General features: G+C 38.0%; 14 protein-coding genes, 1 other RNA gene and 1 pseudogene. 8 read left to right on the forward strand and 8 right to left on the reverse strand.

All coding sequences use genetic code 11. The annotated features are described in order from the left end of the window. The first annotated feature begins 332 nt into the window (after positions 1-332). The 4 genes from AYY17_RS10195 (at position 333) to AYY17_RS10210 (ending at position 5,197) form a co-directional block, all read left to right on the forward strand. Complete coding sequence (locus tag AYY17_RS10195; RefSeq protein ID WP_067423441.1) at positions 333-857, forward strand: fimbrial protein; 525 nt, start codon at positions 333-335, stop codon at positions 855-857. Between the two features lie 69 nt (positions 858-926). Then, on the forward strand, positions 927-1,601 hold the full coding sequence (locus tag AYY17_RS10200; protein ID WP_067423443.1) for a fimbrial biogenesis chaperone: 675 nt from the start codon (positions 927-929) through the stop codon (positions 1,599-1,601). A gap of 47 nt (positions 1,602-1,648) precedes the next feature. Further along, entirely contained in the window at positions 1,649-4,195 is a 2,547-nt protein-coding gene (locus tag AYY17_RS10205) for a fimbria/pilus outer membrane usher protein (RefSeq protein WP_082981358.1), read from the forward strand. A 57-nt stretch (positions 4,196-4,252) separates the two neighbouring features. Further along, positions 4,253-5,197, forward strand: coding sequence for a fimbrial protein (locus AYY17_RS10210; protein ID WP_067423447.1), 945 nt, complete (start codon positions 4,253-4,255; stop codon positions 5,195-5,197). An 81-nt stretch (positions 5,198-5,278) separates the two neighbouring features. On the opposite strand, the gene AYY17_RS10215 is transcribed toward AYY17_RS10210, so the two are convergent. Together AYY17_RS10215 and AYY17_RS10220 are read right to left on the reverse strand one after the other, a co-directional pair. Next, positions 5,279-5,596: an RnfH family protein gene (locus AYY17_RS10215; RefSeq protein ID WP_067423449.1), complete on the reverse strand. Its 318-nt coding sequence runs from the start codon at positions 5,594-5,596 to the stop codon at positions 5,279-5,281. Continuing rightward, positions 5,589-6,023 (reverse strand): type II toxin-antitoxin system RatA family toxin, encoded by a 435-nt coding sequence (locus tag AYY17_RS10220; protein ID WP_067398606.1) that lies wholly within the window; start codon positions 6,021-6,023, stop codon positions 5,589-5,591. The genes AYY17_RS10215 and AYY17_RS10220 overlap by 8 nt, the downstream gene beginning before the upstream one ends. Before the next feature lie 335 nt (positions 6,024-6,358). Between AYY17_RS10220 and smpB the strand changes: the two genes are divergently transcribed. After that, complete coding sequence (gene smpB / locus AYY17_RS10225; RefSeq protein ID WP_067363885.1) at positions 6,359-6,841, forward strand: SsrA-binding protein SmpB; 483 nt, start codon at positions 6,359-6,361, stop codon at positions 6,839-6,841. Positions 6,842-6,889: 48 nt separating this feature from the next. Next, positions 6,890-7,252, forward strand: a transfer-messenger RNA (tmRNA) gene (gene ssrA / locus AYY17_RS10230). A 297-nt stretch (positions 7,253-7,549) separates the two neighbouring features. Here ssrA and AYY17_RS10235 read toward each other — a convergent pair. From AYY17_RS10235 to AYY17_RS22255, 4 genes are read right to left on the reverse strand one after another with little or no spacing between them, the layout of a single operon-like run. Further along, entirely contained in the window at positions 7,550-8,527 is a 978-nt protein-coding gene (locus AYY17_RS10235) for a 5-methylcytosine restriction system specificity protein McrC (protein WP_082981359.1), read from the reverse strand. Then, positions 8,527-9,315, reverse strand: a complete 789-nt coding sequence (locus tag AYY17_RS22245) for an AAA family ATPase (protein WP_235845353.1) — start codon at positions 9,313-9,315, stop codon at positions 8,527-8,529. The genes AYY17_RS10235 and AYY17_RS22245 overlap by 1 nt, the downstream gene beginning before the upstream one ends. Further along, entirely contained in the window at positions 9,272-9,961 is a 690-nt protein-coding gene (locus tag AYY17_RS22250; protein WP_235845340.1) for a hypothetical protein, read from the reverse strand. Before AYY17_RS22250 ends, AYY17_RS22245 begins: the two co-directional genes overlap by 44 nt. Then, entirely contained in the window at positions 9,879-10,937 is a 1,059-nt protein-coding gene (locus AYY17_RS22255; RefSeq protein WP_235845341.1) for a hypothetical protein, read from the reverse strand. Before AYY17_RS22255 ends, AYY17_RS22250 begins: the two co-directional genes overlap by 83 nt. 293 nt (positions 10,938-11,230) lie before the next feature. Between AYY17_RS22255 and AYY17_RS22635 the strand changes: the two are divergent. Both AYY17_RS22635 and AYY17_RS10245 read left to right on the forward strand, forming a co-directional pair. Next, positions 11,231-11,362, forward strand: a pseudogene (locus AYY17_RS22635) (transposase); the annotation flags it as partial. Between the two features lie 1,177 nt (positions 11,363-12,539). Next, complete coding sequence (locus AYY17_RS10245; RefSeq protein ID WP_067423451.1) at positions 12,540-14,555, forward strand: autotransporter outer membrane beta-barrel domain-containing protein; 2,016 nt, start codon at positions 12,540-12,542, stop codon at positions 14,553-14,555. Between the two features lie 97 nt (positions 14,556-14,652). On the opposite strand, the gene AYY17_RS10250 is transcribed toward AYY17_RS10245, so the two are convergent. Together AYY17_RS10250 and bamE are read right to left on the reverse strand one after the other, a co-directional pair. Further along, positions 14,653-15,924 carry an MFS transporter gene (locus AYY17_RS10250; protein ID WP_067423453.1) on the reverse strand — a complete coding sequence of 424 codons (1,272 nt, stop codon included), beginning with the start codon at positions 15,922-15,924 and terminating at the stop codon, positions 14,653-14,655. A 343-nt stretch (positions 15,925-16,267) separates the two neighbouring features. After that, positions 16,268-16,654, reverse strand: a complete 387-nt coding sequence (gene bamE, locus AYY17_RS10255; protein WP_067423455.1) for an outer membrane protein assembly factor BamE — start codon at positions 16,652-16,654, stop codon at positions 16,268-16,270. Between the last annotated feature and the right edge of the window lie 213 nt (positions 16,655-16,867).

Here is a 16,867-nt window from a genome sequence, read left to right on the forward strand (position 1 = left end):
CTGATGTATTTAATGTTAATGTTTCAAATGGTGTTTTTACTAAAAATAGCATGAAATTAAAAATATTCTGGATTGAAAAATTAGTAATGATAATATCAGTGCTGTTAAATTCCCATGGGTGATGAATATCAGGGGTTAGCATAGGTATAGATAATTCTTATAGAAATTTTAGCACTATTAAATAGAATGAAAATATCAATAAATAAAAAGAACATTAGCTTGCTGATGTTACTTATTATGCTTGCACATAGTTAACGGTTAATTTACGGCAATCTGCCGAAATTAAAACAGTGTTGTTAAATACTAAGGTTATATACTATAAAGGAATTGTTATGAAACTGAAATATGCTGTTTTACCTGCTGCTGTTGCTATGTTATTCAGTGCCGCATCATTAGCTGAATCTAATGGTAGCATTAATTTTAACGGTACTGTTAAAGCCCCTACCTGTACAGTCAACAGTGGCACCAGCGATTTATCTATTTTCTTAGGTGACTATGAAGTAACCGATTTCCCGACTGCCGGCGTAATGAAAAAAGGTCCACAAAAAGTAGTTCTGGATCTGACTGGTTGTACTGGTTATTACGCAGATCTGAATTTAATGGCTGATAACCCATTAGGCGAAGATCAAATTAAGTTAAATGATAACGGTGCTAAAGGTCTTGTTATTGTATTAAAAGATGGTGAAAACGAAACTGATCCTAACCGTAAAATTAACGGTACATGGACTCGTACACCAATCGATACTGCAACCGGTACTGCTAAATTTGAATACCAGCCATTCTTAGTAAGAACAACTGAATATATCCAAGCGGGCCAAATCAACGCACGTGTAGCATATACCATTCGTTACCTGTAATTGTTTTAATGTTTATAGGGTAGCTGATGCTGCCCTATTCATTATCAGTAACCCGACTATGGAGCTATAATGAAATCAGCTAAAATTCTTCTTGTTATATTTTCATTTTTATTTTTTAACACCAGTTTTGCAGATATTTCCTTAGGCTCTACCCGTGTTGTTATCAGCGGTGGTAAAAATGAAGGTACGGTTAACGTTCATAACAAAGACATAGGTAGTTATCTTATTCAGAGTTGGGTACTGGATGAAAATGATAAAGCGTCAGAAGACTTTGTTCTTACCCCGCCGCTATTCAAGTTAAATGCAAATACATCAAATAGCCTTCGTATCATGTTGGTAAAGGATTTACCACAAGATAAAGAGTTATTGTACTGGCTGAATGTTAAATTCATTCCATCATCAGATAAAGATGATAAATCTAATAAACTGACGTTTGCAATAAATAATCAAATAAAATTAATATATAGGCCGGAATCTATTTCTAACCATGATATGGTCGATGAATTCAAAAAAATCACGATTAAAAGAACAGGTGAAAATCTGGAGTTTAAAAATCCAACCAAGCACTTTATTAATTTTAGTGAAGTAAAAGCGGATGGCGTTTCTTTAAAAATACCGAGTTATATTCAGCCTGAATCAAGTGTCTCTTTACCTCTGAAGGACAGAAAAAAAATATCAAAAGTAGAATATGTATTTATCGATGATTTAGGGAAATTGAATTTATTTGAGACTAGTCTTAATTAATAGTTAAGGTGTGCTTTTCACGACAGGGATAAGTCAGGGAAATAATTATGATAATGTCATCAGCCAGAACTTTTCTTTATAGTTCAATAATGACAGCAATACTATTGGATATAAATACGGCAAAAGCCGATGACTATTTTGATCCCGCATTTGTTACGGACCCGTCAGGTAAAGTATTAAATGTGGATTTATCACCATTCGAAAAATCTTCTTTTATACCGGGAACCTACCGTGTTGATATCTATATTAATGATCAATATGCTAACACACAGGAAGTTCTGTTTTACAGTGATAAAAATCAGGGGCAACTGCAACCTTGCCTGTCGGATACTCAACTGGCTGAATATGGTGTAAAGCCGGAATATTACGCTTTGCTGGAGAAGTCCGGGGAATGTGTCAGTTTTAAAGATATTTCAGGGGTGAAAGCTGAGTTCAGAGGTGGTCAGAACAGGCTAAATCTGAGTATACCTCAGATTGCTTTTGATCAGCGTATACTGGAAGCGAAGCAGGAATTATTATGGAATGATGGTATTCCTGCTATTTTTACTGACTATAATTTATCAGGGATTCACCAAAATGATACTAAAAACCACGATATCAGCGATTCTCTTTATCTGGGGCTACGCTCCGGAATAAATATTGGTGCATGGCGGTACCGTAACTATAGCACCTGGAGCCGTGATACTAACGGGGATCAATCATGGGAAAACCAACTCAATTACCTGGAAAGGCCACTGCGATCAATTAAAAGTAACATCTTGGTCGGTGATAATTTTTCTGACTCAAATGTATTTGATAATGTTTCATTTCGCGGGATAAAGCTATGGTCTGATGATCAAATGCGACCTGCTTATGCCAATGTTTATGCACCTGCTATTTCCGGTGTCGCTACAATTGATTCAACCATTGATGTTTATCAGAATGGTTACGTTATTTATCGAACTAATATTCCTGCAGGACCTTATGAATTAACGGATGTAGTTCCGCTTAACAGTGGCTCTAATTTATCTGTTGTCCAAAGAGGTGTTGATGGCAGTGAACGCCGGTTCATTGTTCCTTTTTCTTCTCTGGACTTTTTACAGAGAAAGGGGGGATTTAATTACAGTATTACTGCAGGGCAGTACAGAATGAATAACCAGGATTCAGACAATGCTGGTAATAAAACAAAGTTTGTCCAGTCTGATGCATTTTATGGATTAACAGATAATACAACATTATTTGGTGGTTTCCAGGCGGCATCACGCTACCAGGCATATGATCTGGGTATAGGAATGAATATTCCGGTTATTGGTGCGGTTGCAACCGATATTATGTTTACCCGTGCAGATCCTGATAATTTTGACAGTATGAACGGAAGGGCATTTCGTTTTCGTTATTCAAAATCACTGACAGATACAGGCACTAATATCAGTTTCGCCAGTTATCGATATATGAGTGGTGACTATATCACTATGACTGATATGTTTGATAATTATACCGGAAGAGTGGATACTTCAGCATATCTGATGAGAAAAGGACAAATGGATATAACCGTTTCTCAGGACTTACCGGAGTTTTGGGGAATGATTAATGCTTCGGTATCTCATCAAACCTATAATACTTATTATAGTAATAGAGAACGGAATGTAGAATCCTATAATATCGGGTATTCAAATGCACTCGACAGCTTTACATATACATTAAACTATTCTTATTACAAAAATACTATCAATAATAGAAATTATAATAATAACTTTTTTGAAAAAGAACGTGATAATGATCATGTCATTTCATTAAATATTAATATACCTCTTAGTGGAAGATTTAAAGATAACTGGATAAGTTATGGGGCATCATATAATAAAGATAATGATTTTGATAACTATGTCGGTGTCGGCGGATTAGCGTTAGAAAATAATAACTTATCCTGGAGCGTTCAGCAAGGATATGGTAACCATGATCGCGGAAATTACGGCAGTGTATATGGCAGATACCGGAGCAGATATGGTGATGCAAATGCCGGTTACTCATATAAGAATGATAACCGTCGGTTATCTTATGGCCTGAATGGTTCATTAATGATGAGCCAATATGGTGCAACGCTATCCCGGCCATTAGGCGATACAAATGGTCTTATTTATGCACCAGGCGCTGAGGGTGTACGTATTATTAACAGTGCGGAAGCAAGAACAGATAACTCAGGTCTGGCGGTTGTACCTAATCTTATCCCTTACCGTAATAATCTTATTCGTCTGGATCCTCTGTCAATGCCGGATAATGCAGAGATCGATACAACATTAAAAGAGGTTTATCCGACCCGGGGTGCTTTGGTATTGATCAATTATGATACTTACCTGGGTAAAAAAATATTGGTAACGCTACGTGATAGAAATGGAGACATTATACCATTTGGTGCTTACACAGAATCAGATGATAAAACAGAAAGGTTCTATGTCAGTAATTACGGTCGGCTTTATCTTACCGGTGTCGGTGATACTAATAATATTCATGTTATTTGGGGGGACGATAACCAATACCAATGTGATTTTTCTTATACAACAGAAGGTAAGCGACGAGTGAATGGACTCTATATATTTGACGAGACCTGCTTGTAATAATATGGATATTCGATCAGAAACGGAATTTGAAAAATTGGATTGTCGGGAGGTATTATGATTTTAGTTAATAACAGAAAATGGCTGCTATCGGCAATATCATTTTTTTCAATGCCACTGATGGCAGAGTGCAATCAGGATAGTGAGGTCGCCAAAACAGCACAAACACATATTCAGCAACGAATTGAAGGTAAGATACAGATTAATGAATTGTTGGCGTCAGATGTTTTACAGATTGAAAATATATCAGTATGTAATAATAGCTCCAATGAAGGACTCCGGTTGATTGCTACACAACCGAATAGTGAGGCATCGCCTAAGTTTTTTCGGGTTATCAATGGCGTTCCGGCGTATTATCTTAACAAGGATTATGCGTATACCATCAAAATGGATGATTTTCAGGCTTATACTGCCCGGGGAATGCGTATTTCAATGCAAGTAAAGAATGGTATTGTTAATATCCCGAGGTCATCAGTATCAGTTTATGCAGCAGTAGATAATCCGGCACCATTACGATTATCCTCTTCTCAAATTGGTCTTATTAAAAATGAAAATAATGATACTGTAGCTAAATTGATGTTATCAGCCAGTATTGATACTGTTGAAACCTGTTATATTAATAATAAACAACTGGATTTTAACTTTGGTGATATAGATATGCTTCAATTTCCTGCAGGTATCGGTAAAACGGATATAGGACAGAGTAATACTATTTCAATTACCTGTAGTAATGAGAAAAGAAATAAAGATGTTTCAATTCAATTGAGTGGAGCAACATTGTATGCATCAGCAGAGAAATCAGTCATTGCTTCAGCAAATACCGGTATTGGTTTTGTGCTCTATCACGATAAAAAGCAAATAACACAAAACAGTGAAACAAACCTTGGCTCAATGAAAGGACAGCTCAATCCGATGATAACAGCCTATATTTATAAATTGAAAAACAGAATTGAACCGGGAAGTTTTGAAGGAAGAGCTGAATATACAATAAAATTCAACTGATATACTCGTATACCACAGGATGTTGCTGACTACGCTCAGATTATCTGTATCCTGAATAAGTCGTACCCTTAGCGTTCGTTTTTATGCAGGAACAGATAAATTCATTATTTTTTTTTTACGACTGGCTTCTTCGGCACGTTTTCTGCGCATTTCTTTCGGATCTGCCGTCAGTGGACGATATATTTCAATGCGGTCACCATCATTAACCGTATCGGTTAATTTTACCGGACGGCTGAAAATACCCACTTTATTCTGTGATAAATCCAGCTCATTACGTAATGCTAAAATACCGGATGCCAGAATACCGGCTTCAACAGTCGATCCCTGCGGCATTTTTACCGGGATCAAAAATTGTTTATCCGGCAATGCATAACAAACCTCGATAGATATATCAGACACTGTAAACCTCTTTTGCTCTGCGGGTAAATGCCATCACCATATTACCGGCCAGTTCTTTGAAAATACGCCCGAAGGCCAGTTCAACCAGCTTATTAGTAAATTCAAAATCCAGGCTTAGTTCCACTTTACAGGCATCATCACTCAGAGGGATGAATGACCATCCACCCATAAGTTTACGGAACGGACCTTCGACCAATTGCATGCTGATGTGCTGATTATTTGTCAGTTGATTACGTGTGACAAATGTCTTACTTATCCCGGCTTTTGACACTTCGACCGCGGCCGTCATTTCATCCGGTTCCCGGCTGAGGATCCGGCTTCCCACACATCCGGGTAAAAACTCCGGGTAAGCGTGAACATCATTTACAAGGTTGTACATCTGTTCCACACTGAAGGGCACAAGCGCAGAGCGGTTAATCTGTGGCATAACAAATCCTGCAATAAGAAAGTCAAAAACGGCGACCTGCCGGTGAGGTAATTTTTCGCCTGTTGTTCATCATTATACTGTGCTCTGCTATGGAGATAAATGGACAATCCTGTGCGACGTGATGACAGAATGTATCTTAATGACAACAAAGATGTTTACCACAAAAGGGGATAGGGGATTTTCGCAGAAAATGACTTGCGTAATCCCGGCAACGTGTTAAAAACAGCGTATTGGGATAAAAAACCCGAACCGGCGCTTAAAATATCACCATTTATCTCACGACGGATAAATAAGCAATTTATTTCATGTGCGCATAACGTATAATAGCGGCCATTATGACAAAGAAAAAAGCTCACAAACCAGGCTCTGCCACCATTGCGCTCAATAAACGCGCCCGCCACGACTACTTTATCGAAGAAGAGATGGAAGCGGGTCTGGCGCTGCAAGGCTGGGAGGTCAAATCCTTACGTGCAGGTAAAGCTAACCTCGGCGACAGTTACGTGATCCTGCGTGACGGCGAGGCTTACCTGTTTGGTGCAAACTTTACGCCGCTCAGTGTGGCGTCATCTCACGTTGTCTGCGATCCGACACGGACACGTAAGTTACTGCTGAACAAACGGGAACTCGATACCTTGTTCGGTAAAGTGAATCGCGACGGACACACTGTCATCGCATTATCGCTCTATTGGAAAAATGCCTGGTGCAAAGTCAAAATCGGCATTGCCAAAGGTAAGAAAGAGCATGATAAGCGCGATGACATCAGAGATCGTGAGTGGAAAGTAGACAAAGCAAGAATTATGAAGCATGCCGGCCGTTAAGTACTGGTATTCTTCACTAATTTTCTGATATACTGGGTTTAACAACTTGGGGCTGATTCTGGATTCGACGGGATTTGCGAAACCCAAGGTGCATGCCGTGGGGCGGTTTGCCACGATAAAAGCCGCAAAAAAATAGTCGCAAACGACGAAAACTACGCTTTAGCAGCTTAATAACCTGCTGGAAGCCCTCTCTCCCTAGCCTCCGCTCTTAGGACGGGGATCAAGAGAGGTCAAAACCAAAAGAGATCGTGTGGACTTCCTGCCCGGGGAGAAAGCATTAAAACTAATCGGGCTAGTTTGTTAGTGGCGTGTTTGTCCGCAGCTGGCAGGCGAATGTAAAGATAAACTAAGCATGTAGTACCGACGGTGTAGAAATTTCGGACGGGGGTTCAAATCCCCCCAGCTCCACCAAAAATTCTTTGTTGACGGTCACCAGAGCCTGATACGAAGTCCTGAAAGCCCACACGGCGCAAGCCTGTGGGCTTTTTTGTGTCTGTTATTTGTTCTGTGAAGTCTTGTCTGTCCACTTCTGTCTGTCCACTTCCCCTTATCTGAAATATGCCCTTCACAAATTTACGTATTCTATAAAGGTAGTATTTATAAAATTAAAGTATCAGGCTTTCTAAACGTTTTGTTATTTCATTTGGCTTGCCCATTAAATCAACAGTGTAAAATCGTAGTCGGTGTCCTTGTATTGTAACTGATTCATCATAATGGTCGCCCAGTGATGGGTATAAAAGTATTCCGGATGATTCTAGTGAAAGTAAATCCTCTTTTTTTTTTCTGGCTCATTATATATGTATAAAGCTGGTAGATATTCATACTCTTAAATATCGCTTTGTCAAAGCGACCTGTTGTAACAATATTCGTGAATTTTGTATCTATGATAATTCTCTGATTTAGCTGATTATTATCAAGCTGAATATCTAGCACCATTATTGGTAGTAGTGATGGTATGAGAGCAGACACTTGTTCAACTTGCCACCTAAGCTGCTTGTTTGGTGATACCTTCCACCCTTTTTGGGGAAGAGTTAATTTATAAAAACCAGCAACAGCTTTCTCAAAAAGTTTTCTGACCCACTGTTCTTGTTTATCTGGCTTAGGTGATAATTTAGATCCCAAAGACTCATTAATTAACATCATGTTGTGTATCAATTCAGCGAGTTGAATAATTTTTCGGTCTTCATTTTCATGGCGACCAAATTTTTCACTAGTAGGATTATATACGGCGATCTGAATATCGCTAATGCCTTGTTTTTTTAATTGCATGCTAATTTTTTTTGAACGAACTAAAAGGTCACTTTGCTTCGTAAGCTTTTGGATTTGTTGTAACGCATTAAGAATATAGCGATTTTTAGCGGTGTCGACTGATACTTCTTCGAAATGGCAGAAAATTTTACCTCGATAGAGTGATACTTTTCTTTCAGATTGAAGGATATCTATTCTTCCTCTTACACGGTTTAGTTCGTTTTTTCTATTAATAAAAGATTTGGATAGTTCTCTTCTCATTCTAGATTCCAGAAGATCGCAAAGTATTTTTCCAACTAGTTCAAGTACATCATGTTGCGTCGATTCTGAACTAGCTAGATGTTCTGCTAAATAGCGACAATCAGACGCATAGAGCATTAGAAGCCAAAGGTTTCTAACTGGAATAATACCGACTTTTTCCCGTTTCCAATTATTCATTACAGTCCTTCTAAAAGAGTTAATCTTGCATTTTCAGCAGACTCTATGGAATCAAACCAATATTCTTCAAGTAAGGGATAAATCTCTGTGTTAACAACATCAGAAAACCAAGAGATAGGGTTAGAAATTTCACTGCTAAATGAAGGGGTGACATAACTATGACCAATTTTAAACTGTTTACCCAGTCTCTGATCAGTTTCAATGATGTTATTTAGGTGATCGAGTTTTTGTTTAACTGTACGTAAAAAGGAAATAGGGATTTGGTTAGCAGTTGAAACCCAATTCATCCACGTATCATCTAGAGTGGTTTCTAAAGTGAAAAATGCAAATCGACGTCTCAGAGCTAAATCTACAAGGGCTAAAGAGCGGTCGGCAATATTCATCGTGCCGATAACGTATAGATTTTCAGGTATATAAACTCTTTCGTTATTATTTTTTTTATAGCTTAGGGATAAACCTTCGGTTGGTGTTCGCTTATCCGCCTCTAATAAGGTTAGCATTTCACCAAAAATTTGTGCTGGATTACCTCTGTTTATTTCTTCGACTACAACAACGTATTTTTGGTTTGGATTTTCACAAGCCAGTTCAACTGTTTCGAGGAATGGTCCATCACATAATGTGAGTTTACCGTCTCCTGAAGGGCGCCAGCCTCTAACAAAATCTTCATATGATAGATTTGGATGGAACTGAACAGCGCAAAGGTTAGAATCCTTTTTCTCATTAATTAAGGCATATGCTAAGCGCTTAGCTAGCCATGTCTTCCCTGTTCCTGGAGAACCTTGAAGTATTAGATTTTTTTTTGTCTCTAAGCCTTTTTAATAAGTGTGTTACTGTTTCTTCTGAAAGAAAGCATCCGTCTTTGATAATGTTTTTAACATTGTAAGTATCTAGATACTCGATTGATTCATTGATAAAAATAATATCCTCAACAGTATCTTCATATCCATACCATTCGTATTGGCCTCTTTGCAGGAAGCCAATAATAGACTCATCTCGTAAAATTTGCATTTGGCGGTCGATAGTCATATCCGGTGAATTATTGTCTGGGAATAGACTGCTTAGCTCTTCTAAATATTTTGTGTGGAATTGTTCTCTAGTAAATATTGCTGATTCATTTAGGCGACATAGTTGTTCAATTCGTTCAATTATAAGAGACTTCCAGCCATCTCGTTTGTCTGAAAAATTTGTTTCCTCATTGTAGTTCTTCGATGGTTGCTGCCAAGCTTTTAGTGATAGTTCTGGATATGAGTGAACAGGAAATTTTTCTTCTGCGAAGCGAATTTCCAAATTATTAATGAGAGTAAGATAATCTTTAGCGCTACAGCGACCTTTAACTCCTGTTTTATTTAAATTAACACCTAGAGAGGACAGATAGTTCCGAGATTGCGTATCTAGAGTAGGGTATGTCCATGGTCTGCTCCAAAATAGTCCCATAGTTAAGTTCCAACCAACACTTAGTTGGCTGGATACTTGGTTGTATAAACCTGAAAAAAAAACTTTGGGTATCTTCATTTGGAGAGTCTGCATATATTAATGCAGATTCGAATATAGACCATAGATTATCGATATCTTGTGCACCTCTATTTTCTTCGGCAGCAAAAAACCATGACTTCTGGTTGTTGAGAATAGGGATCGCTTCAAAGGATTCAGGGATAGGTTTATCGACGGATAAAAAATGGGCTAAGGTGCTAGCAAGAGCTTTACGGTTTTTCTCTGTTACTCCACGATTGAAAATTCCCATCACGGTAAATGGGCAGATATCGTCGAGGCCTTTACCGATAATATAAGAAAGTTGATGTTCATTAGCTAGTTCAATGATGAAAGCTGTGAGGGCTTGACGATCATTTTTATGCATGAGTAGCTTATCTGCAAACGACTCGTAAAAGGTAGCCCACTTAAATCGAATATCAGTTTTAGGTGTGTCTCCAAATCGTTCTTTCCAATATGGAGCATTAGCAAACTTACTGTAATCTTGTTGAGTATTTTTAAACGTAAAATCGAGAAGAGCTTTATTCATCCAGCTTGTATTATCAATACGCCATACAGTCGTTCTATTGGTATAAAAGTACCACTCCTTTGGTTCATCAAATTTTTCTAACCAGTTTACTTGAACTGTTTGACCATCATTTAAATTATTAGTGATTGTGCCAACAGCTTTGATTGCCATGACAGAGACTATATGTCCACGGTTATCAAATGGAAGTTCATATTTACGTGTATATGCTGATTTAATGATAATCCTCTCGCCTTTTTGCATAGACCTAACTTGATCTAGATATTTGTCACTATATCCATTCATCCAAATACCTTTCTCAATAAAACTATCTAGCTGATCATCATCACCGTATGTAGCACCGACGAACCAAGCGGTATCTATGCTATCTTTTATAATGTTTTTCATTTCACTCATGGAATTAAATCCTTTTTTATTTCTTGTAAGAGAAGGTTAGTGTATTTGTCAACTAAAATTGGTAAAGCTGCTGTATTTTCTTGATTTTGATATTTTGTTAACAGTAGACACTGAAAAATCGGAATGGCTTCAGAATCAATGATGACGTTTTTTCCTGAATGTTAGACTACCCAGAGATTATATTGGCTATTGAGGATTAAGGCTAATGGTAGGTAGCATACAGTTCTTTTGTCCACTTCCCTCGGTAATCCCCCGAAAAACCAGAGTGTTCATAAGTGGAATTTTCTCGTAACATGAATCGGGGAGATTTATATGAAAAAGCACGTTTTACTGAATCGCAGGTAGTCAGTATTTTAAAGCTGGCTGACTCTGGTATGAAGATCTACGAAATCTGTCACCAGAACGGAATTAGTAATGTTACGTACGGTAAATGTTAAAGTAGTACCGTCCGGTAATTTCTACCGGGTATATTCAAAGCATTGCCTGGATTAGTCAGCAACTGACAGCCGTGCCGCCGCAGATAAAATGGATATTCCATTTATTTTCATAGACTTTATCTGTACTACAGATTCAGTACTCGTATTTCTGACACCTGAATAACAGGCAAAACAACGTAGTGTGATAATATTTCACTATTGCTAAGCATCTTGTGCTGCAATGTTTCTTTTAACGATTCGGCGCACAAGATAAATCTGTATTTTTGGTTATCTATATTTATGTATTTAGTACGGATAGTTAAATTTTACTATCGCAACGCTGGCTTTAAATACCAGGTTAATCACATAAATCGGTTATTTTAATTATTTAATGTTTAATATGTTTTTATTTATCCACAATATAGTAATTACTGTTTTATATAGTATTAAATATGCAAATAAATATAGCGCCGTTACTATAACGCCTGTGATTTGTTTTCCTGTGAGCTCTATTGCGTCAGAGTAAATATATAGTCATTCTATTTTATTGAAATAAAAACGATTAATGAATGTTACAGTCTTAAATTCCTGAGGAAACAAAGTGTAAAGTTCAATTTTTTCGCTTGGTTTAATTACAAATATTTATCTTTCATTCTTAGTAAAATAATTTAAAATCAATAGTAATTACTAAGCCAAATCTGTCATCTCGTCAGAAAAATAATAATCTATGGAACTAAATATTTGATATTTAAAATATAAAACTACAATACTAAAAATAAATTATGTTACTACTTACTGATAATGAGTTGTCAGCATATTAATATGGTTTGGTGAAGCCAGAGCATTCAATGGTTAAATTTAAAATTTGTTAATTTCAAATTTAATTACGTGTATCCGTAAATTAATATGCTATCTGTATTTCATTCTATTGATTCTATCAGATCAGTAAATAATGTTCAGAGTAACAGGATAAACTGCATCCTGCAGAGTGTGTTATATATAAACAGAGGGTTGTTAATAAATATAGTATATAAAATAAAATTGTTATGGTTATTTATAACAATATCAATCCTATGTGATTGCCTGATTGTATAAAGCCTGATTAATAAATCAAACCAAAATAGTATAAAACTTCATTACCTGAATTATGAAATTCAGGTCAAATCATTGATTAAAGGATTAATTCATGAGACGCAATTTTCTTTGCTGTACCGCTGCAGCACTTATATTATCAGGATCAAATGCTTTTGCTTTTGATAACTTTACTGTAATCGGAGACAGTATGAGTGATGGAGGAAACAGAGGTAATGACAGCCGGTATTTAGCTGGTTCTTATAGTAAATTATATAATGAAGTTTTATCCGAATATTATGTAAATAAAGCACTGATACCCTCTAATTTTGGTGGTGAAAATTATGCGGAAGGGGGGGCTACAGCAGACAAATTGTCTCTGCCGACTATACGTACCAGTGATCAGCAGATCGATTTTTATCTGAGCAGAAATGGCGGTCATGCCAATAAAAATGGATTATATATTTTATGGATTGGTGCTAATGATATATCTCATAATGTTCTTAGTGCAGTAAAGCGTTTTGATTTACATGGCTTACTTCATAAAGGTAATGAATATTTAATTTCTCCGTCAGCAGATCTTTCTGTCGCCAGTGCAAAAAAATTATTAGATGCTGGTGCCGGATATGTTGTTGTACCCAGTATCCCTAAAGCTGGATTGAGCCCATGGACATCGGTATCAATTTTTAGTTTTATGGAAGATGCTCTTGGTGATAAGTTTGATTCTCAGCGACTATACAAAGAAATGAATGATGAGCTGAAGAACAAAGGTGAGATAAGCAATGAAGAACAGCGTCAGGAATATATTGTTAATGCATTTAAAACAGTGCTGGATAAAAATGGTGTACCTGTTCCTCGTTCTATAGTTAAATTTTATCAGAAGGTTATAACTGATACTGAAAACAGAATTACATCACAGTTTAACTATAGCGTGGATAAAGGACTGGCTAAATTAAATGGTAATATAATACGTGCAGACGTTGAAAAACTATTTGATGAAATAATGTTCTCAGGAAAAGAATATGGATTTGATGACGTTCTGGTCCCTGTTTGTCAAATCGGTATTCGCTCTTTTCATTGTAAAGAAGGTGTTAAAACCTTCCATGATGATAAAGTATATTTGTTTTCAGATTGGTTCCATCCCAGCAACGAAGGTCACGCTGTTATTGCACAATATATAGCATCTGTTATTGATGCTCCTTATTATGCAACAAGCCTGTCTAAATCATTGGAGAATGTCAATTATACTCATCGTCTTTTCCTTGACGGGCAATTACAGAGTTTGCGTAAAAATATCAGTGACAATAAATTCAATGTATTTGGTGGTTACAGCGGGCGATATAAATCCTCACAAGGAAATCGGTTCGATTTAGACGGTAAAGATACCAATAATGATCTTAATCTTGGTTTTTCTGTACGTACATCGTCGATGTTAGCTTATGGGGGAATGGTTAGTATCTCTGACGGAAACTTTAAAGTTAATGATCAGTATCAGTATGATTATAATGGTAAAGTTGTGTCATTGTTTATGCAGGTATCAGCTGAAAATGGTCTTTGGGGTAATATTAATACCAGTTATGGCGATATGAAGCTGGATGATATCGAGCGTAAAATACAGTTAGGTAAAGCGACCCGCAAAGAAAAAGGTAAAACCGATGCTAACAGCTTTGGTGTGGCAGTAAACGCAGGTTATGACTATAAAATTACAGAGAATATAACTACCGGTCCGGTTATTGGTTACCAGTATGATAAATATAAAGTAGATGGTTACCGTGAAAACTCGGATACCAGTACGGCTATGCATTTTGGTTCTCAGAAACAAGAGCGGAATATTGTGAGCGGAGGGTGGGGCATCAGTACGCAGTCATTGCCGGTAAACCCATATTTTGAGATAAAATATAATCACAATTTAAGCGATAAACCGATGAGCGTTAAAGGTGCGGTTAATAGCACGGATACATCGTTTACCCGTACCGGCATTGAATCAAAGGATAGCTGGGTATCTGCTAAATTAGGCGCTTCAGCGGCATTGACAGAGAATCTGAATGTGTTCGGCGTGGTTAATTACAACCAGGAAAGTAATCATAGTAACTCGGTTAATTACTCTGTTGGTCTTAATTATTCGTTCTGACGGTGTATTTGACTTATCAGAGATAACCACCTCTCTGTCGATATTAATACAGTAATAAAACGCAGGGATGGCTGTTAAACAGCCATCCCTGAATTATTTAAACATAAAACTTCACTGACTTTCTGCCCAGGCAGAAACTGATAAACAGACCGAGGGCGCAGAGGAATAATATGTAGTAGGCGATAAACATCGGGTTTACGTGTTCAGCGATGACCGGGACCGTAAAGGTGGTCAGCCCGGCAAAGAGGGCGTTACCGATATTGTAGGAAAATCCAATGCCGCTTAAGCGGATATTTGCCGGGAAAAGCTTGATAATAATGATAGGTACACAGGCGACTAAACCTAAGAACAATGCGGCGAATGAATATAAGAAGCCGATAGTCATGTGATCGCCGCTGCTTAATGAGTCAAAAAATGCATAACTGGTACCCGCCAGAAGCAGGCTGTAAAGAACAACAGTTTTCCGTATGCCCGCACGGTCTGCAATAATACCGGCAATAATATTACCTACCACATTCATTATTGTTGCCAGAATGGCAATTTTACTGACAAATTCCGGGTCGATTTTAAAGATATCTGATTTCATCAGGTTTGGTGCGAGTACAACTAACACCACACCTGTGGTCAGCAGCCAGGTGGTTAAAATAGAAATCAGTGTTGCGCCCCGGAAGTTCTTTAATACTTCTTTTATCGGGAGTGAGACCAGTTCTTTACGTTTTTTCATTTCCAGGAATACAGGCGTTTCGCGCAGATAACGACGCAAATAGACCGCCATAAGTCCTAATATTCCCCCGCAGATAAACGGGTAGCGCCATGCAAAGCTTAAAATTTCATCATGACTGTAATTAATATAGATAATGTATGCTGCAAAGTGACCGATAACCACGCCAAATGTCAGACCACTGGCGATCATACTGTTTGCCAGACCCATGCGGTTGTGCGGAACATGCTCTGTGACAAAAACGTGCGCGCTGGGGACTTCACCACCTAATGCTATTCCCTGCAACAGGCGCATGATAAGTAACAGCACCGGCGCGGCATAGCCAATTTGTTCGTAAGTAGGCAGCAATCCGATTAATAGTGTCGGGATAGCCATCAGAAAAAGTGACAGCATGAACATTCTTTTCCGGCCGATGATATCGCCGAAATGGGCCATTACAACACCACTCAGGGGGCGTACGAAATACGCTACCGCGTAGGTCAGATAGGTCATGATGCTCGAAAGCAGCGGTGAATCACCAGGGAAAAAGAGTATCTGTAAGAAAGGTGCAAAGGTGAGAAAGACAATAAAGTCATAAAATTCCAGTGCACCACCCAGAGACGCCAGTGTCAGCGTTTTCCCGTCCTGAAGTCTTAACCGATTAGACATGCTGTTAACCTTACCTATCAAACATGTGTGAATACGAAATATTCGTGAATACTAGCATGATAATATCTGCCAGTTGAGTTTTTATGAAAAGTTAATTATATTAATGACTTATAACCGTATAATTAGTATGGTAACAAGTGTCGGACGATGTCACTGTTTATTTTGTTGTTTGCTGATTTACAATTTATCTGCCGGTTTATCTATAACCGGAAGTAGCATAAATCGACTGCCCGATTGATTGAATGCGGAAAATAATGATTAAAATAAAAAACCGCTGACACAATACCTGCATCAGCGGTTTTTTACAGTTCACCACACGTCAGACGGACATGATAATGATGAATTAGTCTTTTACGGTCTCACTTGCGATTTCGCTTGTGGTTTCATCCCCGTTATCAGGTTTGTAATCCGTATTTTTAATTTCAGTCAGCTTGCCGGCTGCATCAAAGCTGAGTGTCAGTGTTTCTTGTTTCACTTTCTGGTGACCAGGCTCACGACGGAAAACATAGTACCATGTCTGTGTTCCGAACGGGTCGCGTAACATCGGCGTACCGAGTGTATAGGCAACCTGCTGCTGAGTCATTCCTGTCTGAATTTTCGCTACATCTGCTGGTGTGAGGTAATTCCCCTGATTGATATCAGGGCGGTAAACCACACGCTCCAGAGTGGAACATCCGGCAGTTAACAGCAACAGAGATGTCGTTGCGGCAATCAGCAATTTACAACGCATGGTGATTTCATTCCTTTAGGATTCATGGTGACGATGATAGTCGACTATAACTAAATTGAAAACCTTTATACCCTTATTCATTCAAACTGCAGGTTCGTTGGTGGCACTCAGCTAGCCAAGTCACATACTTATGTATGCTCCTTGTCTATCTTCCCTTACCGCCTGCCTGCATCTTGAATGACGTTGGGTAGTCCCCTTATTCATTCAAACTGC

Origin of the sequence: Morganella psychrotolerans (assembly GCF_001676055.1) — a bacterium.
Classification (GTDB): domain Bacteria; phylum Pseudomonadota; class Gammaproteobacteria; order Enterobacterales; family Enterobacteriaceae; genus Morganella; species Morganella psychrotolerans_B.